General features: G+C 62.6%; 19 protein-coding genes. 8 read left to right on the top strand and 11 right to left on the bottom strand.

The window, feature by feature from the left end:
• The first annotated feature begins 56 nt into the window (after nt 1–56).
• Together AC07UC_RS04785 and AC07UC_RS04780 are read left to right on the top strand one after the other, a co-directional pair.
• Nucleotides 57–545: a MarR family winged helix-turn-helix transcriptional regulator gene (locus AC07UC_RS04785; RefSeq protein WP_140771079.1), complete on the top strand. Its 489-nt coding sequence runs from the start codon at nt 57–59 to the stop codon at nt 543–545.
• The gene (locus AC07UC_RS04780; protein WP_202325210.1) at nt 542–1,222 is read left to right on the top strand and encodes a GNAT family N-acetyltransferase; all 681 of its coding nucleotides are present in this window, start codon (nt 542–544) and stop codon (nt 1,220–1,222) included. Before AC07UC_RS04785 ends, AC07UC_RS04780 begins: the two co-directional genes overlap by 4 nt.
• A gap of 21 nt (nt 1,223–1,243) precedes the next feature.
• Here the strand turns inward: AC07UC_RS04780 and AC07UC_RS04775 are convergent, their stop codons facing one another.
• On the bottom strand, nt 1,244–1,468 hold the full coding sequence (locus AC07UC_RS04775) for a hypothetical protein (RefSeq protein WP_172347739.1): 225 nt from the start codon (nt 1,466–1,468) through the stop codon (nt 1,244–1,246).
• A gap of 362 nt (nt 1,469–1,830) precedes the next feature.
• Between AC07UC_RS04775 and AC07UC_RS04770 the strand changes: the two genes are divergently transcribed.
• Nucleotides 1,831–2,772 (top strand): IS110 family RNA-guided transposase, encoded by a 942-nt coding sequence (locus tag AC07UC_RS04770; RefSeq protein WP_494904372.1) that lies wholly within the window; start codon nt 1,831–1,833, stop codon nt 2,770–2,772.
• A gap of 68 nt (nt 2,773–2,840) precedes the next feature.
• On the opposite strand, the gene AC07UC_RS04765 is transcribed toward AC07UC_RS04770, so the two are convergent.
• Nucleotides 2,841–4,844, bottom strand: a complete 2,004-nt coding sequence (locus AC07UC_RS04765; protein WP_202325209.1) for a PhoX family protein — start codon at nt 4,842–4,844, stop codon at nt 2,841–2,843.
• Between the two features lie 271 nt (nt 4,845–5,115).
• Between AC07UC_RS04765 and AC07UC_RS04760 the strand changes: the two genes are divergently transcribed.
• Nucleotides 5,116–5,772 carry a hypothetical protein gene (locus tag AC07UC_RS04760; protein ID WP_202325208.1) on the top strand — a complete coding sequence of 219 codons (657 nt, stop codon included), beginning with the start codon at nt 5,116–5,118 and terminating at the stop codon, nt 5,770–5,772.
• 186 nt (nt 5,773–5,958) lie between these two features.
• Here AC07UC_RS04760 and AC07UC_RS04755 read toward each other — a convergent pair whose 3' ends face one another.
• Nucleotides 5,959–6,621 carry a response regulator gene (locus tag AC07UC_RS04755; protein WP_140771069.1) on the bottom strand — a complete coding sequence of 221 codons (663 nt, stop codon included), beginning with the start codon at nt 6,619–6,621 and terminating at the stop codon, nt 5,959–5,961.
• Entirely contained in the window at nt 6,618–8,009 is a 1,392-nt protein-coding gene (locus AC07UC_RS04750; RefSeq protein WP_494904370.1) for a sensor histidine kinase, read from the bottom strand. Before AC07UC_RS04750 ends, AC07UC_RS04755 begins: the two co-directional genes overlap by 4 nt.
• Before the next feature lie 171 nt (nt 8,010–8,180).
• Between AC07UC_RS04750 and AC07UC_RS04745 the strand changes: the two genes are divergently transcribed.
• The 3 genes from AC07UC_RS04745 to AC07UC_RS04735 all read left to right on the top strand — a co-directional run bounded on the left by AC07UC_RS04745 (nt 8,181) and on the right by AC07UC_RS04735 (nt 9,814).
• On the top strand, nt 8,181–8,519 hold the full coding sequence (locus AC07UC_RS04745) for a hypothetical protein (RefSeq protein ID WP_140771065.1): 339 nt from the start codon (nt 8,181–8,183) through the stop codon (nt 8,517–8,519).
• Nucleotides 8,520–8,546: 27 nt separating this feature from the next.
• Entirely contained in the window at nt 8,547–9,248 is a 702-nt protein-coding gene (locus AC07UC_RS04740; RefSeq protein WP_494904368.1) for a phosphatase PAP2 family protein, read from the top strand.
• Nucleotides 9,249–9,538: 290 nt separating this feature from the next.
• Nucleotides 9,539–9,814 carry a helix-turn-helix domain-containing protein gene (locus AC07UC_RS04735; RefSeq protein WP_202325205.1) on the top strand — a complete coding sequence of 92 codons (276 nt, stop codon included), beginning with the start codon at nt 9,539–9,541 and terminating at the stop codon, nt 9,812–9,814.
• Between the two features lie 108 nt (nt 9,815–9,922).
• Here the strand turns inward: AC07UC_RS04735 and AC07UC_RS04730 are convergent, their stop codons facing one another.
• From AC07UC_RS04730 to AC07UC_RS04715, 4 genes are all read right to left on the bottom strand, one after another.
• Nucleotides 9,923–10,549, bottom strand: a complete 627-nt coding sequence (locus tag AC07UC_RS04730; protein WP_494904367.1) for a DNA-3-methyladenine glycosylase — start codon at nt 10,547–10,549, stop codon at nt 9,923–9,925.
• Nucleotides 10,528–10,908 carry a nuclear transport factor 2 family protein gene (locus tag AC07UC_RS04725; RefSeq protein ID WP_494904365.1) on the bottom strand — a complete coding sequence of 127 codons (381 nt, stop codon included), beginning with the start codon at nt 10,906–10,908 and terminating at the stop codon, nt 10,528–10,530. The genes AC07UC_RS04730 and AC07UC_RS04725 overlap by 22 nt, the downstream gene beginning before the upstream one ends.
• Nucleotides 10,909–11,137: 229 nt before the next feature.
• The gene (locus AC07UC_RS04720) at nt 11,138–13,207 is read right to left on the bottom strand and encodes a caspase family protein (protein WP_494904364.1); all 2,070 of its coding nucleotides are present in this window, start codon (nt 13,205–13,207) and stop codon (nt 11,138–11,140) included.
• A 235-nt stretch (nt 13,208–13,442) separates the two neighbouring features.
• On the bottom strand, nt 13,443–14,318 hold the full coding sequence (locus AC07UC_RS04715; protein WP_494904363.1) for an SMP-30/gluconolactonase/LRE family protein: 876 nt from the start codon (nt 14,316–14,318) through the stop codon (nt 13,443–13,445).
• A 114-nt stretch (nt 14,319–14,432) separates the two neighbouring features.
• Between AC07UC_RS04715 and AC07UC_RS04710 the strand changes: the two genes are divergently transcribed.
• Nucleotides 14,433–15,233, top strand: coding sequence for a helix-turn-helix domain-containing protein (locus AC07UC_RS04710; protein WP_494904362.1), 801 nt, complete (start codon nt 14,433–14,435; stop codon nt 15,231–15,233).
• A 19-nt stretch (nt 15,234–15,252) separates the two neighbouring features.
• On the opposite strand, the gene AC07UC_RS04705 is transcribed toward AC07UC_RS04710, so the two are convergent.
• Genes AC07UC_RS04705 through AC07UC_RS04695 form a run of 3 tightly spaced genes read right to left on the bottom strand, consistent with a single transcriptional unit; the run spans nt 15,253 to nt 17,529 of the window.
• Entirely contained in the window at nt 15,253–16,059 is an 807-nt protein-coding gene (locus tag AC07UC_RS04705; RefSeq protein ID WP_494904360.1) for a C40 family peptidase, read from the bottom strand.
• A gap of 55 nt (nt 16,060–16,114) precedes the next feature.
• The gene (locus AC07UC_RS04700; protein WP_494904358.1) at nt 16,115–17,059 is read right to left on the bottom strand and encodes a CHAD domain-containing protein; all 945 of its coding nucleotides are present in this window, start codon (nt 17,057–17,059) and stop codon (nt 16,115–16,117) included.
• A complete protein-coding gene (locus AC07UC_RS04695; protein WP_494904356.1) occupies nt 17,056–17,529 on the bottom strand; it encodes a CYTH domain-containing protein in 474 nt (157 codons plus the stop codon). The genes AC07UC_RS04700 and AC07UC_RS04695 overlap by 4 nt, the downstream gene beginning before the upstream one ends.
• Nucleotides 17,530–17,602: the final 73 nt, after the last annotated feature.

Raw genomic sequence — 17,602 nt, 5'->3', positions numbered from 1 at the left:
CTCCAGCATTTTATATGCCATGTTATATAACATGTTACAAAATATCGCGGGAAATGATGATGGAAGACGTTATCCGATCGCTTGGCTATCTCTGCCTCGGCAGCCGGCTGAAGCGCATCGGCGAACAGTTGCAGGCCGATGCGCAACAGCTGCTCGACGGCCTGGAGGTTCCGCTTCAGTCGAGCCAGTACCCCCTGCTGGCCGCTCTTGACAGGCTCGGGCCCCTGGCCATCGGCGAGCTGGCGCAATCGCTCGGGCTGACACAGCCGGGCGTGACACGGAGCGTGTCGCTGCTGGCCGAACTGGGGCTGGTCGAAGCCATTCAGTCACGGGGTGACCAGCGGCGGCGGGTGGTCTCGCTGACGGGCAAGGGCCAGCGGCTCGTCGATGTGGCGAAACGGGATGTGTGGCCACGCATCGAAAACGCTGTCGCGGATCTGTGCCGGGACCTTTCAGGACCGCTTCTCGATCAACTCGCCGCCATCGAGGATGGGCTGGCCACGGCCCCGCTCGACCGTCGTGTCAAAACGGGCGCCGTGCAATGAAACATGTTCTCGACCGGCCCGTCTGGAGCGCGCTTGAGACGCGGCATCGCGCCTTCGCGCAAGGCGGCGATCTCGCCAGGCGGTATTCGCCGTCAATCGCCCTCTTTGCCGCCACCGCCGCGGATGATTCCGCAAGCCTGCAGGCACTTGGCGAGCTTGTTGGCCCGGATGAGAGCGTCATCATGGCGCAAGCCGACACCATTGCCCTTCCGCCGGGTCTCGCGGCGATTTCGACCGCCGACGCCGTCCAGATGATTGCCGAGGCGCCGTCGCCGGCCGTGCCGGATGAACGCGTCCAGCCCCTGACGCCAGAGGACGCTGTCGAAATGTTGGCCCTGGCGTCGCTCACCAAGCCTGGTCCGTTCACATCAGGCGCCTTGAGCCTTGGCGCCTTCTGGGGCGTGAAGGTCGAGGGCAGGCTGGTGGCGATGGCCGGCGAGCGCATGAAGCAGCCCGGCTATACCGAACTCAGCGGCGTGTGCGCGCACCCCGAGTTTCGCGGCACCGGCCTTGGCCGGCTGCTGTCCGTGTTCGTGGCCAACCAGATTTTCGCACGCGGCGAAATCCCGTACCTTCACGCCTTTGCCACAAACGCCGGCGCGATAAGGCTGTACGAGTCCATCGGCTTCAGCTTGAGGACCCCGATCAATGTCGCCGTCGTTCAGCGCGCTGCATAGGGCTGGACGCGCCCGCGGACATCACGCCGATTTCGGTTCGAGCCGGCGGAAACCGACGGCTTCCATCAACATCTCTTCGTCGACCATGCCGGCATTGTGGAGCGCAAGCAGCGTCAGGGCGATTTCGCGCGCTTCCGGCGAGTCGGGCTGCGCGTCCCGCCGCAGGCAGGCTTCGTCAAAGACGCGCTGCAGCCTGGCGATTTCGCCAGGCTTGAGCAGGCCACGATCATAGACTGACTTCGACATGGCGGCGGTCTCCTGGGAGAGGAGTTAGGGCGCCATTCCTAAATTGCCAGTCTTTCCCGAGGCTTGAGCCTTGGCGATTGGCACAAACAGCCATCGCTTCGTCATCCCGCGGTCTCCGCGACGGAGCTTCGCTCCTGCTCCGCCCTGGGATTGTTTGAGAAGGATCAGGTAGTCTGGCGGCCGGGACTGCGGCCCATCACAACCGGCAGTCCCGGCGACAGGCGACCGTCCCTGGGATCGGGCAACACCCGACGTCATCATGGTCCCTGCCGTCTTTGTCCGCCATCGCTTGGAGAGTTGATTGGCCGCTGGCTCGCGCCACGCCCGCAAACAATCCGAAGCCTGACAAGGATACCACCAGCATGGCCTTCTTGCACCAACAACCGAAACTGTGCCTCGGCCTCGATATCGCCAAGGACACCATCACCGCCGCCGATGGCACCACCACCCATGTCATCGACAACCAGCGACGCACGATCCGCGCCTTCCTCAAGAGCCACAAGCAGGCAGACCTTGTGGTCTGTGAACCGACCGGTGGCCATGAAGGCCTGCTGCTCGAAGAGTGCCTGCGTGCCGGCATCGCCTGCCATCGCGCCGACACGCTCAAGGTCAAGAGCTTCATCCGCTCCTACGGCACCCACGGGAAGAGCGATGCCATCGATGCCGCGATGTTGAGGGCCTACGGCCGCGAACGCTGGGAAAAGCTGACCCTTTGGCAGGCTCCGGACCCCGACGAGACCCGCTTGCGCGCCTTGGTGCGCCGCCGCCAGGAGCTCATCGCCATCAAGATCGCCGAGAAGAACCGCGCCAAGGCACCTGGTGCTCGAGACCTCGCCGCCTCCTTCGAGGCCGTGATCAAAGTCGTCGAGCGTCAGATCCAGGCGATCGATGCAGCCATGCACGAGCTGATCGCCAAGAGCAGCGCCCTCAAGCATCGAGCCGCCATCTGCACGGCCATGGACAGTCTCGGCCCAATCGTGGCCGCCAAGCTGCTGGCCATCTTGCCCGAACTCGGCACCATGACACGTCGAAAGGCTGCCGCGCTTGCAGGGCTCGCGCCTCATCCAAACGACAGCGGGCAAAAGCAAGGCTACCGCAAAATCCGTGGCGGACGACCGGAGATCAGGAGCATGCTCTACATGCCCGCATTGCACGCCGCTGCCGGAAGGGGCGAGTTCGCAACCTTCTACAAACGCCTCATCGCCAACGGCAAAAAGCCAATGGTGGCCATCGCTGCAGTCATGCGAAAGATCGTCGTCACCCTAAACGCCAGGCTCAGAGACGCCACCATTCCTCAGAGTTGATGACGACACTCGCGGACGTCCATGACCCACGCCAACCGGCAGATCCCTGCTCCACCAGAGCCCCGAGATCAGACCGCGATCTTGCCGCCACCCTGCCTGGTGATGGCGACGACCGCTGGCCGCACCGGCATGTCGGGCTTGAAGTCGGGCCAGCGCGTCGACGGATCCTCGTAGTAGGACGGGCGGCCAAAGCCTTCCCAATCCTCGCCGCCATCGCCCGGATGCTGGACGGCGACGAAGGCGGTCTGGTCGTCGGGCGCAAACAGCGGGCCGCACATTTCGGCGCCGATCGGCACGCGGAAGAACAGTTTCGAGGTCGCCCGCGCGGCGCCTTCCGTGTCGACCGCCCACAGGCCGTCGGTGCGCCCGGTGGCTTTCGGGCCCTGGCCGTCGGTGGCGACCCACAGGCGCCCGGCCGAATCGACCGCGCAATTGTCGGGCATGCCGAACCAGCCATTGGCCGTCGTCGCCGTCGAGAAGGTGGCGCCGACATCCGCGACGGAGGGATCGCCGCATTTCAGCAGCACTTCCCATTTGCCCTTGGCGGCCGTGAAATCGCCGTCGGTCTCGGTGATCTCGATGATGTGGCCGAAGGCGTTCTCGGCGCGCGGGTTGGCGGCATCGACCTGGTCGGCCTTGCGCTTGGAATTGTTGGTCAGCATCACATAGACCTTGCCGTTGACGCCATTGGGCTGGATGTCCTCGGGCCGGTCCATCTTGGTGGCGCCGAGCAGATCGGCGGCACGCCGTGTCTCGATCAGCACGTCGGCCTGGCTGGCGAAGCCGTTCTCGGCCGTCAGCGGGCCCTGCCCAAAGACGATCGGCAGCCAGTCGACCGTGCCGTCCTCGGCGAATTTGGCGACATGCAGCGTGCCGTCGTCGAGCAGGTCCTTGTTGGCGGCATGGTCGTTGGCGTTGAAGGCGCCCTTGGTGACGAACTTGTAGACATAGTCGAAGCGCTCGTCGTCGCCGAGATAGAAGACGACGCGGCCGTCCTTGGCAACGATCGATTCGGCGCCCTCATGCTTGAAGCGGCCCATGGCGGTGCGCTTCCGCGGGGTCGAGGTCGGGTCGTTGACGTCGACCTCGACGATCCAGCCGAAGCGATTGGGTTCGTTGGGCTCCTTGGCGAGGTTGAAGCGGTCGTAATGCGCGCCCCATTCATAGGCGCCTTCGGGAATACCGAGCCGCTTGTAGTTGGCGGCTTCCTTGTGACCCTCGGGCAGTTCGCCGGAGAAATAGCCATGGATGTTTTCCTCGGCCATCACATAGGTGCCCCACGGCGTGACGCCGCCGGCGCAATTGTTGATGGTGCCGAACACCTTGGTACCGGATGCGTCGGCATTGGTCTTGACGCGATCATGGCCGGCGACCGGGCCGGACAGCGCCATCTCTGTGGTGGAGGTGATACGGCGGTTGAGCTTGCCGTCGCGCACCACTTGCCATTTGCCGCCGTCCTTGCGGATCTCGACGATGGTGCCGCCATGCGCCGCCATTTCGACATCGACCTGCTCTTTCGAGAGCGGAGCGACCTCGGCCTTCTTCTTCCCGTCCTTCTCGACGATCGAAACGATGCCCGGGAACATCAGATGCGGGTTGGTGTATTCGTGGTTGACCACCAGCAGGCCGTGCTCGGCCGAGCCGTCGATCGGGATATAGCCGACATAGTCGTTGTTGTAGCCGAACTGTCTGGCCTGCGCCTCGGCCGACTGCTTCGTCGGGTCGAATTCCGGCGAATCGGCAAACAGCGGATCGCCCCAGCGCAACAGCACGTCGGCGTCATAGCCCGGCGCGACATGATGCTTGTCGTCGATGCCGGCCTCGAGCTCGTCGAACTTGAAGGCCGAGCCTTCCGCGGCGCGGGCATCGTCCGCGGCGATCATGGCCAGCGGGCCGACCGTGGCGGCGATCGCCGAGACGGCGAGCGATCCCTTGAGGAACCCCCGGCGCGAGAACCGCGCGGCGATGATCTCGCCCATGGTGCGGTTGTCGGTCGGGTTGATGGCCGGTCCTTCGTTTTCCTCGAGCAGGCTGGTGCGGAATCTGGCGTCGGGGGAGCGATGTTCGGTCATGAGGGCCTCTGGCTTTGGAGTGGCTGGAGCTTTTGTCGCTTTCGACCCCTACAGCCGGCTGATCACATTTTCGTGACATCATACCTGTTCCACCGCTCCGCGCGAGGCAGTTGTCATCCATGACCTCGGACTTTGGTCCAACCTTGCGCTTCCAAAGGTCCTGGGGGACAAACGCAACGGTCGGAGGTCGCTTCCGGTCAATACATCTTTCGGCGATGTTGCTGGTTGCAACGTTGGGGTGGGCGCGCCGGCTCAATCGACGGAGATCAGGATGAACGGATCGATCACGGCCCGTTGTTGCCGGCTGGCGCTCGTCACTGCGGCGGCTTTGCCGTTGACCATTGCTCCCTATCGAATCGCCCTGAACGGCTCCGCCCCCGGAATCGATGCCGCCACCGCACAGGCCGCCAAGGGCGGCAATGGCGGTGGCAACAACGGCAACGGCAACGGCAACGGTGGCAGCAACGGCAACAGCGGTGGCGGCAACAGCGGCAACGGAAATGGAAACGGCGGCAACAGTGGCAACAGCAGCGGTGGCAATAGCGGCAACGGAAATGGAAACGGCGGCAACAGCGGCAACAGCAGCGGCGGCAATAGCGGCAACGGAAATGGAAACGGCGGCAACAGCGGCAACAGCAGCGGTGGCAATAACGGCAACGGAAATGGAAACGGCGGCAATTCCGGAACAGATGACGGTAGCGGCAACTCGGGATCGGGCGCCAGCCAGAGCAGCACGGGCACCAGCCATGTCAACGCCACGACCGGCGACAAGGTCAGCGTGGACGGCAGCAAGATCTCGGTCGAGCACCCCAACGGCATGACGGAAAAGATCGAGAACGGTCGTTTCAGGATGCGCGACGCGCTCGGCCGCACGATCATCGACCGTCGGGCCACGCCCGCCGATGTCAGGCGTCTCAAGGCCTTGTGAGGCCGGTCAACAGGCAACGACCAGCTTCACACGTCACCTCCGCCGCCCCCGGCGGAGGTGACCTCGTTTTGTCTGGCTTTAGAGCAATTCCAGGAAAAGTGTGTAACGGTTTTCCCGGGACAAGCGCGCAGCGCTTGCCCTTGGGAATTGCGTAAAAACAAATAGTTAGAGCGGTTCCGCGATGGCCTACGCTCGGTTCCTGTCTCGGTCGCGCAACTCGCGCATCATGAGGGCCGCCTCGGTGCGGTTTCGCACGTTGAGTTTCGACAGCACCCCGGTCATGTGGTGCTTGACCGTCTTCTCCTGCAGCTCCAGGCGCAAGGCAACCTCCTTGTTGCTGAGCCCCTCCGCCACCAACCGCAGGATTTCCGTCTGCCGCCCGGTCAGTTGCCGCAGCCGGTCCGCCTCGCCATTGGCAGGCTGCGGGGACTGGAGATCGGACAGCAGCCGCGCCGACAGCGTCGGCGAAAGATAGCTCTCGCCGGCCGTGACGCTGCGCAGGATATCGGCGAGTGCTCGCGATCCGACACCCTTGAGGATATAGCCGTGCACCCCCGCATTCAGGGCCTTGGTGACGTCGGCATTGGCCTCCGAAACGGTCAGCATGACGATCTTCTGGGCGGGGTGGTCGGCAAGGATGCTTGTAACCGCGGCCAGGCCGCCGCCCGGCATGGAGATGTCGAGCAGCAATATGTCGGGCTGGACCGTCGAGGCGATGCGTTCGGCATCCTGCGCCGTCGCACCTTCGCCGACGATCTCGAAGCCTCCGATCTCCGACAGGCTGCGCGTCACGCCTTCGCGAAACAGCGGATGATCATCGACAATAGCGATTCGAATGGCGCCAATCATGCTTGCTCCTCAACCGATAGACTGATTACCAATCGCGTGCCTTGTGCTCCGGTCAAGGTCTGGAACTGGCCGCCAATGCTTTCGACCCTCTCCCGCAGGCCGGCCAGCCCCAGCCCCTCGACCCGCGCCGGGTCGAAGCCCGGCCCGCTATCCGACACTTCAACAAAAAGCCGGCCATTCTTCATCCCGGCACGCACTGTCTGATCCTTGGCTCGCCCGTGGCGATACGCATTGTTCAGCCCTTCCTGCACGAAACGATAGATGCTGATCTTCTCCGAGGCGCCGGGTTCGGGCAAATGCTTGGGCACGGTAAGCCTCACCGAGGTTCCCGTCCGGCGCTCATGTTCGTCGACGGCCAGCCGTAATATCTCCTTGGCGGCTGCCGTCTCTATCTGCGGCAGCACAAGGCCGGTGCAGATACCGCGTATTTCGCGCATGGCATCCTCCAGCGTCTTGCGGATCATCGCGACCTCGGTCGAACGGCTCTCGGTCGAATGGCCGTCGTCCGAAAATACCGGGCTGTCCATGCGCAAAGCCGCCAGCGCCACGAGTTGCGCCGGTCCGTCATGAAGGTCGGCGCCGATCCGGCGCAGATATCTTTCGTTGAGTGCGGTGGCGCGGCGGGACGCCCGCTGCACACGCTGCCGCAAGGCGCTGTTTTGCGTCACCAGGTCCTGCAGTTCCGACACCTGGTGGCGCAGCGCGCCGCGCTGATCGTCGATGGTGCGGCTGGCCCGCAGGACGATGCCCGACAGCAGCAGAAAAGCGGTCAAGGTGGTGCCGGCCACGACCAGCCAGCTCGACAGCAGCGCGGAAGCCAGCGTGGCCTTGAAATCGCTGGCGACCTCGAAGAATTCGGTGACGGCCACCACATTGCCGGACCAGGGTTCGCGCACGGGATTGTAGATCTCCAGCAAGGGCACGCCGACAGCCTGTTCCTTCCTTTCGTCTTCGTCGAACGTATCGAATTGGGCGGTGACGTTGCCCTGGAAAGCGGACAGCAGATTGTCGGTCAGATTGAAGCGGCGGCCGATCAAAGACGCGTCCTTCGCATAGAGCACCGTGCCGTCGCGCCGCCAGAGCCTGAACGAAACCAGGCGTTTGCCGAGCGCACCCTGGCCGAGCGTCTCGTCGAGCGCCTGCTTGACGGCCTCGCTGAGCTCTTCGCTCTTGCGCAGGTCCGGCAGCAGCGGCGCGATCACGCTGTCGACATAGAGCGCTGTCGTGGCGGCCGAATTGCGCATGACGCCGTCCCGGATCTGCGTCGTTACCCAGGTGCCGACCACGAGCATGACGGCCAGGAGGCCAAAGCCGCCGGCAACGAGGAATTGCAGGGCTAGCGAAAGCTCGCTCCAGCGCCGCGCCAAATTCTGCAGAATACGAATCATAAGCCCCTGACCGCCCCCTCCCCATCGACAGCTGGGCGACATTGGCACATTGAGCCTCAGTCTTGCCCTTGCCAAGACCTTAGTTGGAACGAGGTCGCTTGACGTCTCGGGGCGCTTGGGAAACAAGGTCCGCGGCACACGCGGCGGCAGCCGCTTCTAAGGGGACGGACGTTGAGTTTTTCGGGACTGCTGCAGCTTGGCTTTTCAACGGTGATCTTCCTTCTGGCGGCGACCGCCGCCAAGCAATGGGGACTGGCGCCGAGCCTCGGCAAGATCCTGCTGACGCTGGCACTCTATTCGCTGGGCAATTTGATCATGCTGCGGCTGATCCGAGAGTTCGGCATGTCGGTGTCCTTCAGCCTCTCGGCCGTCATTCAGCTGGTCTCGGTCAATGTCGTCGCGCTGGTGTTCTTCGGCGAGCGCGTCAACGCGCTGCAGGCCGCCGGCATCGTGCTGGCGATCGCGGCCGTGGCGCTGATCACGCTCGGGCCCTATCTGCAGGGACGATGACCGAATGAAGGCTGCGGTACCAATCCGATGAAAGACACTGCAAGCACCCTGCTTAACCGGATCGAATTCCCGGTCCTGCTGGCCGGCCTTGTCATCGCCGGCGGGCTTTGGGGCTTCGAGGAGTTGATGGAGGTGGCGCGCGCCACCACGCCACACGCCTTCGACACCGAAATCCTGCTTGCCTTCCGTCAGACGGGCCAACCCGGTATCCCAATCGGCCCGCTATGGCTGGAGGGGGCGATGCGCGACATCACCAGCCTCGGCAGCGCCAGCGTGCTGGTGCTGATCACGACGGCAACGATCATCTATCTGCTGTTGATCCGCAGGCCTGGGACCGCGCTTCTCATCTTTGTCGCCGTGGCGGGTGGCCAGGTTCTGTCGAGCCTGCTGAAGGTCGGCGTCGATCGGCCGCGGCCCGAGCTCGTCTCGCATCTGGTCAGCGAGACGTCGCTTTCCTTCCCGAGTGGCCACGCCATGCTGTCGGCGGTGACCTATCTCACGCTCGGTTCGCTCGCGGCGCGCTTCCTGCATGGCCGGGCGACGAAGATATACGTCCTGTCCCTCGCCGTGCTGACGACGGTGCTGGTCGGCGTCAGCCGCATCTATCTCGGCGTCCACTGGCCGTCGGATGTGTTGGCAGGCTGGTGTGCGGGCTTCGCCTGGGCGATGCTATGCTGGTTGGTGGCGCGGATCCTGCAGCGGCGCAAGGTGGTGAGCGACGATACCTGATGCGCCTGGCCGCGCCGCTCGGGCTTGCCCTCAGATCAATCTGTTGATCAGGTGTCCACCACATCCTGCCAGCGCCAGAGCCATTGACAGCAAGCATGCCGATGTCACCAAAGTCCTGAATATGTTCAACCGCGTTACCCCCTGCCTCAGATGGACAACATCCTAGCTTGCAATCCTCGGAAAGTATCGAAAATGGACAATCAGGCGACGGTGCTTAAGCCACAAGGATTGATGCTGATGCTTGAAACATCATGCGTCATTTCCGCGGACGCAGACATGGGTTGCGGCCGATGATCACTGCCGCGCAGATGCGTGCCGCAAGAGCCCTGGCCGGCATCGATCAGAAGACGCTCGCCGAGCGCGCGGGCGTTTCGCTTCCAACCATCCAGCGCATGGAAGCGAGCGATGGCGTGGTCCGGGGCGTGGTCGATACGCTGATGAAGGTCATCCAGGCGCTCGACGAGGCCGGGGTGGAACTGATCGGCGAGAACCAGGCCAGCGAGCGCGGCGGCAGGGGCGTGCGCCTCAAGCCCGCCGCACCGCCTGCATCAAGCGGCCGCTGGTGACCTATGCCGCCTCGATCCGCGACGCGCGGGCGCAACTGGCGGGGAAGTGAGGCGCGGCTCCTTCGCGTCCAGCTTCCTTTCAACGAAGGAGGGCGGCTGACCGGCGTCTCATCGGTTGAGCGATCTCGGACCGCTGACGAACGGGCTGCCCCTGAGATAGAATCGCAGCGGTCGGTCGGCATCCTTCGAAATGCCGATCCTGATGCCTTGCCCGATCTCGCCGGGGTCCTGGGCATCGCCTGCGAGCCATAAAAGCCCTTTCTGGCAGAGGTCGAGCCCGTCGAGCGAACGATCGATCCGCAGCGCCGAGGCCAGCCTTCCCGGCCCGCGCGCCAGGTCACGCAAGCGCTCCACGCCACGGTTCCGCCGCATGATCGCGATGCCTTCGAGTGGTTCCAGTGCCCGGATCAGGACACCGGTGCCGATCCCCTGCCCCTCGCTCGAGACGTTCAGCATCATGGAGGTGCCATAGGCGAGATAGACGTAGGCGTGGCCTCGCTCGAGAAACAGCGAACGGTTGCGCGGGGTCATTCCCCTGAAACCATGCCCGGCGGCGTCGCCCACGACATAGGCCTCGGTCTCGACGATGCGGCCGCCGACAATGCCTTCGGGCAACGCCTGCATCACCAGCTTGCCGATCAGGAAGCGGGCGAGAGCGACGGTCTCGTTCGGCAGCTCCGCGCGGGCGATCGGCGGATGATTTTCCCCATGGCTCACAATATCCGCTCGGCCCATTGTGCCCGCGAGGCTCCCGGTTCGAATGGATCGCTGAAATACTGGGTCTCGCGGGCCACCTTGCCGTCCAGGAACTCCATGATGCTGACGGTGTAGGATGGCCGCCCGTCATAGGTCAGGACATATTCGGTGACCCAGAGGTCATCCTTGCCGGTGATCCGCCGCACGGTGAAGCGCTTGCGGTTCGGTTGCGCGGCGCGGGAGGACTGGATGTTGCGCCGTCCGCGGATGCGCTCGCCCGATTGCGGATAGTCGAGCACCGCGTCCTCCCGGTAGATCCGGTGTTCCGCCTCGAAGTCACCTGCGTCGGAAGCCGCCCAGTGGCGATCCAGGGCCGCCCGGATGTCCCCGTCTTCCATGGCAAACCTCCATCACCGTCGATTTACCTTTCCTACCACGGGTCCATCGACGGCTGTTAGCGAAGGTCGCGGTTCGGCCCCGAGGCACGGTTTCTCAATCGAGCTTCAGCGCTGCGACCTCCCCCTCGTTCATCAGCGGCACCGCTTCCGGAGTTCCGCCGGCCTTGTAGCGGTAAAGCGTGCCGGTCATGTAGGCGGAGGCGTAGATGGTGTCGTCATGTCACGCCGCCTAGTTGATTTTTTTCAGAACAAACTTGTCTGACTGTAAACTGGGCATTGTGTAAGTATCGCCGTCACTCTGAAGCGTTATCGTCCCGTCCTTAGCTATGCTTACTAGCTTGTTAGGTATTCGGTCTTCACGGCCAATTTCCCATGTGTCAAAATATCCAACGTACCCAAGGCCGACTGGCGAAATCGGTAAAACATCCCGAATACCCTCATCGTAAAACAACGCAACTCTATTGAGTCCACCCAACAGCCCAAGGTATCTAGATTTCTTAAAGTAAAGCTCAAGATTTGCTTCATTAGAGTCTTGAAATGTTCCATCCACATTTGAAATCAGGCGCTCGCCGCTTAGGACGACGAGGCAAGTCTCAATGATCATATCGTTTTGCTCGCCTTCGCAGGCATAAGAAATGACCAGATCACCAACACCGTTCCTGTCCAGGTCATAAACAGTGAGGTCCCAAAAACTGCATCCGAGGCGTGAGTAGTAGTTTGCGATATGACCGTCTCTCTCGAATGTCAGGACGCCCCCGTATCGATCGTGCGAGAAGGTCGCAATCTCTGGTCGTCCATCCAAGTCCAAATCGAAAACGAACTTGGCACTGTCACAGATCTGAATGTGGCCGTCGGTTGCATATCGCTCCGGAAAGAAATTGATGCCGCCAGATGTCGTGCCCTTGGATGCGGCCTTCAGATGGTAAGCCTCTGACACACAATTGAAGACACTACTGTCGAATTTGGCCACTCCAGGAATGGGTGCGGCTCGGAGACATGGATCGTCAGCGGTCATCTTGTGGTGGATAGACCGAGTGTTGGGGGCGTCTCGAACAAGTCTCATGTCTTCCGATGGCCCATCGATTCTAGCCGTGACGCCTTCGTTGAAAGTGTATTCAACCGACTTCAAAAGGTTGCCCGAAAGCGTAAGGTCTTCATCCCAACTCATCTCAAGCGTGGGACGTTGGCGGTCATTGGTGACTTTTCGGACGTCTCTGCGAGTCTCAATGATTGCATCAAAGAAGGTATCTTTTTCTCGCAAGTTGGAGGCAAACGCTTGAGCGAAAGGGCTGTTTTGACCATTCACGGTGTCGAGAGCGGTTTGTCCCTCCGCCGAAGAGAAGGAAATGGCGTAGTCCATATCTTCTAAGGCGGCTAATTCCACGGAACGGGACGTCAGAGCTTTGACACTCCGAGTGTTCTGGTATTCTGCTGCTACGGTCGCGACGACTTGAGGGTCGTTAACGTCTATGATGTTCCGGCAAGCATCAAATATAATCAGCGCCTTTTTATAGCCCAGTTTCGAGATTGTCTTCGTGATGACTGATATGGGTATATACTCGCCATTTGAGGCACCGCCCGTGATTCTGAACGAAGGCAGAAGCAGCGACGAGTTTCCGTTAATGTTCGCGGCGTGGCCTGCGTAGTAGAATATAAAGACATCTTTATGCGGACTGTCAGCGAACTTGGCAAGTGCATCCAGCAAAGTCTGACGCCCTGCGTTTCGCTCGATCCTGGCGGCGATACCACGCGTCGCCAAGGCCGACGAAACAAGCACCGCATCCGCGTTAGGTGTTTTAAGGGTGTCGAGTTCGGCATAGTCCCAATTTGCGACGACAAGCGCATCCATCGCGTTCCCTGCCGCCCCGAGTGGCCCATAGTCGATAAATATTGAGTTGATTTGAACTTTCTGGCTGCTTCCTTCTGTCGTGCCGGGCGGAACGGCCGCGATAGCCGATGACACAAGCGGAAGTGAAATGCCGAGTTTGGCGGCCACCGCCGAATATAGGGCGATCTGCTTTTGGTGTTCAGCGCGTATGCACGCGTTATCGGCTCCGCAAAGCGCCCTACGCTTCAGGAAATTCCGCTGCTGGTCGATGACTGGCTGTCGGTTTGGCACACCGTCTCTCAAGGCAGCAAAATCCAAACTAAGTTGCTGATCAAGTTGCCCGAGCCCGCTGTCACTGCAAATCGTTATTTCGTCAGGTTTCTTCGCGTTGGAACACCACTGTTGAGCAGATACCGGGGCGCTGCAAACAAGCAGACAGAGGCCGCCTAAAATGAAGTTCAGGAACCGCATACTGTAAACCCAACCCACCCAACACCACCATCAAGCAGATTTGGTGCCAATTCAAGGCACGTACACGGCCGCGATGACCGGCCAGCGATCGGCCTCGCGGGCCGCCACAACCATGCATAGGACGGATCTCGGCCTCGGAGTTGTTCGCAACCCCGGCAAGTCGTGAGCGGAAACAGTACAGCTCGTCAGATCGAAGCTGCACTGTCTCAAAAACGGCTGCTGGTCGCTGACCGTATCAGTCTGACGTTTCGGCACGGACCTTCAGCGCCGCCACCTCGCCCTCGTTCATCAGCGGCACATAGAGGACCGACTTGCCGTCGGTGCCGATGTCGGCGCTGCCCGGCTTGAAGTGCGCCACCGCTTCCGGAGTTCCGCCGGCCTTGTAGCGGTAAAGCGTGCCGGTCATGTAGGCGGTGGCGTAGATGGTGTCGCCAATGGTGATGACGCCGTCGAGGTTGGCGAATTTCTGCGCGCCGGGCAGCGGCGAAACCACCTTGCTGGCGAGGTCGACCGACAGCAGCCCGCCCGGCTCCGCCGTGCTGAAGTCGGGCTTGATGCCCTTGCCCCAGGAGGCAACCATCAGCCGGTCGCCATCGGCGAAGACGCCATTGGGCGAAGCCAGCAACGCGTCCCTGACGAACAGCTCCGGCCTGTCGCCGTCGATGCGGTAGATCGTGTCGGCCAGCATGTCGCTGACATAGACCTTGCCTGTATGGTCCGCCGTCATGTCGTTGAGGAAGACGGCATTCGGCACCACAATGCTGGCGATCAGCCTGCCGCTGGCGAGATCGACGACGCGGACCTTGGTGATGTCGGCGACATAGAGCTTGCCGCCCGATATCGCCATACCCTTGGGCGCGTCCATGCCTTCGGTCCAGTGCTGGGTGACGATCTTGCCGTCCAGGGACAGCACGCTGAGATAGCCGTTGCCGTCGGCATCGCCCGGGTTACCCACGATATTGGAGACGATGATGCGGTTGTTGGCGGCGTCGAACAGTGCCGATTCCGGTTGTTCGAGGCCCGTTGCGCGCCAGAGTTCGCCGGCCTGGACCGCTGGTGCGGCCGCGATGCCGATGGTGGCGACCAAGGCTGAGATGATGAAGTGTTTCATGGCTGTTCTCCTGTGCTGACAGGCAGTGAGCTAGGATTTCCGATACTTTTCGAAAAGCCTGATTACCGTTAGTATCGAAAGTCGATACGAAATTGCCGGCAAGAGGTGCATCCCATGAACGGTCTGATCTTCGAGGCGCTGAAGCGGACACTGAAGGCGAAGGGCGTCACCTATCGCGAGCTGGCCGAACGCATGGGCGTTTCCGAGCCGACGGTGAAGCGCATCTTCCACGAGCGCAACTGCAAGCTCGACCGGCTGGTCGAGATCTGCGCCGCAGCCGGCGTCGAGCTGGAAAACGTGCTTGGCTCGATGAACCGGGGGCCGGGCCCGGTCAACCACATCGCGCCCGAGATCGAGCGCCGGCTCGCCGGGCGGCCGGCGCTGCTGTTCGTCTTCGTCATGCTGTCGGAAAAGTTCACGCCTGAGGGCATCATGCGCTCGCAAGGCCTGAGCGAGGCCTCGATGTTCCTCTATCTGCGCGACCTGGAAGAACTCGGCCTGATCGCGCTCGGCCGGGGCCTCACGGCGAGATTGCTGGTCGAAACGCCGATCCAGTGGAACTTCGAGGGGCCGCTCAGGCCGCTGTTCGAGATGACCAACAAGAATTTCATCGGCTGGGCCATCACCCATATCGAGAAGGAGGCGACCTTCGTCAGCTTCTCCAGGCGGATGCGGCCGGAGACGGCCGAGATGGTGCGGCGCGAAGCGGAGGACCTTGCCGAGCGCGCCAAATTGCTGGCTCACCACGACCAGCATACGACGCCCGAGGACGGGCTCACCGGCTACAAATGGACGTTTGCCTTTGGAGCGACGCCGTTTCCCGCGATCATGCCGATCGGCCCGCACCCGCGCGATGCCGGCGCGCGGACGCCTGAGCAGCCCGCCGCAAAAGGACGGCGCCCGCTTCCAGCTTGAAAGGACTGCCAAACATGCATTATTCGGCGGCTTTCGTCTCCGCACTGGCGGCCTTGTCGTCCCAGACCATTTCCCGGTAGTCGAAACCATATTCCAGCGTCGGCTTGACGATGCGGAAAAACGGGGACAGGTCGAAGTCGCGCGGCGTGTAGAGCGAGTGGTGGCGAATGTGCAGGATTTCCTTGCGCATATAGCTCGACTGCGCCGAGGCGCGGCCCGGCGCACGGGTGATCTCGGGCAGGATCGGGTAGTGGATCCGGCCATAGGCCTCGGCGATGAGCGAGGAGCAGATGGCCCGGGTCGGGTCACCGGAGCCGAAGGCCAGCATGCGCCGGCGCCAGCGCACCGGCACCGGCGGCGTCGGCAGGAAATAGCGCAGCATGTCGAAAATGTTCTTGAGGTCGTATTTCAGGCCAAGCTTGCCGATCATGAAGGCGACGACCGTCTCGCGGTCCTCCGGCGTCAGCCCGCTCGCTCGGCAGATGCGGGTGTTGTAGGTGCGGTAGCGCGACAAGGGTACCGACACGCAGCCGTCGCCGAGCGTGACCTCGATCAGCCGCCGCCGCTCTGTTCCGTCCTCCGGTTCGGCCAGCGCGTCGCCGACATAGAAGGCCGCGTGCGACCATGTCGACTGGGTGAGGTACTTGATCGCCGCCGAGATCTTCTGGTTGCCCTCGATCAGCAGGATGTCGCCGGGTTCCAGCGTGCGGCGCAGTGTTTCAGGGTCCGACGGCGTGTAGGGTTCATAGCCGGAGGACTCTTGCTGCAACCGGCCGGCGAGCCAGCGGCCAAGTCGGTCCAGGAGCGTGTCGCCGGGCTCGGTCATGATGCAGCGTGACTAGCACACGCCGGCGGGGAAGTGCCAGCGTGCCGGCTCTTCGTCAGCCGGCCGAAGCGCTCGTCTCGTCGCGCTGCGCCGGACTGGCCAGATCATCGCGCGCCTTGCGGGCCAGCTTCTTCGTCGAATGCCTGGGGCTGTCGCCGAACAGTTCGGCCGCCTCGGCAAGGCAGGATTTCCGCAGACTCTTCTCCGAACGCTTCATGAGCTTGCCAAGAAGTTTCGTGTCCTCGGGCGGGCCAAGCGGCTCGTCGTCGGCCTCGAGCAGCGCGCGCAAGACGAACAGATCGTGCAGTTCGCCGAGCCGCTCGCCCAGTGCATCGACCGCCTTGCGCCGCGCCTTGATCGGCGTCGGCCAGAGCCTGCCCAGCAGCGAGAGGTGCATGCCATGCGTCTTGGCCGCCTTGCGCAAATCGTGGAAATCGTCGGCCTCGCCGCGCGAGCCAGCCTTGTCGAGCGCCTTCCTGGCACGGCGCAGCGTGACCCGGGCGCCTTCGGCAAGCACGTCGGCCGCCTGTTCCGGCTGGTCGGGCAAGTCGAGGCTTTCGATCCGCTTCATACCGTCTTGGCAGGCCGCGGTCGCCGCGCCGATCGCAGCTTCGAGGCCGGCGCCTTCGTGGAGATCGTGCTGGCGGGCGATCAGCCGGTCACGTACGGCGTCGAGCCCGCCATCGGCGCTCTCCTTCGGGAAAGCTGCCGCCAGCCGGTCGATGGTCTCGATCAGCGCCGTCGCCTCGCGCGGGCCGGCAAGCAGCGCTGCGACGTTGCGATAGCACTGGTTCTCTGTCGTGCAGAATGTTTCGTCGCCGGAATGAATCAGGCGCAGCAAGGCACGAGCGCTCTTAAGCCGCTTGCGGCATTTATGCAGTCCCTGCTCAGGCCGGCTGCGCGCCGTATCCAGATGCAGGAGCGCCTTGCCAATCTCCTCGGCGAGGATGCGTCTGACCTCGCCGGTCAGCGGTAGGCGTGGGTCGATACGAAAGCTCATGCGGCGATCTCCGGTATCCCCCCGAGGGCGAGCGACGCGTTGTAGAATTTCTGCTCGCCGGTGACTTCACGGCCGAGCCAGTCAGGCAGCATTTCGTCCGGTACGTCTTCCGGCGTCTCGAGTTCGGCCACCACAAGTCCCGCGAGTGCACCGCCAAAGACGTCGACTTCATAGAGATAGCCGCGGTGCCTAACATAGTGACGTGTCTTCTCGATGACACGTCCGATGGCGAAGTCCAGCATCTCCACGGCATCGGCGAGCGGGATTGGATATTCGAACTCGTCGCGCTCGCGCGCGCCGCTGCCGAATTTGAGCGTCAGCTTGGCGGAAGCGCCGTCGCTGATGCGAATGCGCACGGTCCGCCCAGGCGCCGTGGCGAGATAGAACTGGAGAATGCGGATATCCGCCTCGACCAACTCCCGCCATGCGATGCTGGAGACCAGGAACTTGCGCTCGACTTCCTTGCCCATGGCCGCGCACTTAAGCGTTTGCCGCGGGCGATGGCAAGACAACTCCGAACACAAGTTGACTTTAATCAATCGA

Source organism: Mesorhizobium sp. GW821-FHT04C10 (assembly GCF_059420305.1).
This window is presented reverse-complemented; position numbering and strand designations above follow the sequence as displayed.

Bases quoted from the DNA above. Each gene is read 5' to 3' on its own strand.
- AC07UC_RS04785 (WP_140771079.1), top strand. From the start codon at position 57: ATGATGGAAGACGTTATCCGATCGCTTGGCTATCTCTGCCTCGGCAGC.
- AC07UC_RS04780 (WP_202325210.1), top strand. From the start codon at position 542: ATGAAACATGTTCTCGACCGGCCCGTCTGGAGCGCGCTTGAGACGCGG.
- AC07UC_RS04775 (WP_172347739.1), bottom strand. From the start codon at position 1,468: ATGTCGAAGTCAGTCTATGATCGTGGCCTGCTCAAGCCTGGCGAAATC.
- AC07UC_RS04770 (WP_494904372.1), top strand. From the start codon at position 1,831: ATGGCCTTCTTGCACCAACAACCGAAACTGTGCCTCGGCCTCGATATC.
- AC07UC_RS04765 (WP_202325209.1), bottom strand. From the start codon at position 4,844: ATGACCGAACATCGCTCCCCCGACGCCAGATTCCGCACCAGCCTGCTC.
- AC07UC_RS04760 (WP_202325208.1), top strand. From the start codon at position 5,116: ATGAACGGATCGATCACGGCCCGTTGTTGCCGGCTGGCGCTCGTCACT.
- AC07UC_RS04755 (WP_140771069.1), bottom strand. From the start codon at position 6,621: ATGATTGGCGCCATTCGAATCGCTATTGTCGATGATCATCCGCTGTTT.
- AC07UC_RS04750 (WP_494904370.1), bottom strand. From the start codon at position 8,009: ATGATTCGTATTCTGCAGAATTTGGCGCGGCGCTGGAGCGAGCTTTCG.
- AC07UC_RS04740 (WP_494904368.1), top strand. From the start codon at position 8,547: ATGAAAGACACTGCAAGCACCCTGCTTAACCGGATCGAATTCCCGGTC.
- AC07UC_RS04735 (WP_202325205.1), top strand. From the start codon at position 9,539: ATGATCACTGCCGCGCAGATGCGTGCCGCAAGAGCCCTGGCCGGCATC.
- AC07UC_RS04730 (WP_494904367.1), bottom strand. From the start codon at position 10,549: ATGGGCCGAGCGGATATTGTGAGCCATGGGGAAAATCATCCGCCGATC.
- AC07UC_RS04725 (WP_494904365.1), bottom strand. From the start codon at position 10,908: ATGGAAGACGGGGACATCCGGGCGGCCCTGGATCGCCACTGGGCGGCT.
- AC07UC_RS04720 (WP_494904364.1), bottom strand. From the start codon at position 13,207: ATGCGGTTCCTGAACTTCATTTTAGGCGGCCTCTGTCTGCTTGTTTGC.
- AC07UC_RS04715 (WP_494904363.1), bottom strand. From the start codon at position 14,318: ATGAAACACTTCATCATCTCAGCCTTGGTCGCCACCATCGGCATCGCG.
- AC07UC_RS04710 (WP_494904362.1), top strand. From the start codon at position 14,433: ATGAACGGTCTGATCTTCGAGGCGCTGAAGCGGACACTGAAGGCGAAG.
- AC07UC_RS04705 (WP_494904360.1), bottom strand. From the start codon at position 16,059: ATGACCGAGCCCGGCGACACGCTCCTGGACCGACTTGGCCGCTGGCTC.
- AC07UC_RS04700 (WP_494904358.1), bottom strand. From the start codon at position 17,059: ATGAGCTTTCGTATCGACCCACGCCTACCGCTGACCGGCGAGGTCAGA.
- AC07UC_RS04695 (WP_494904356.1), bottom strand. From the start codon at position 17,529: ATGGGCAAGGAAGTCGAGCGCAAGTTCCTGGTCTCCAGCATCGCATGG.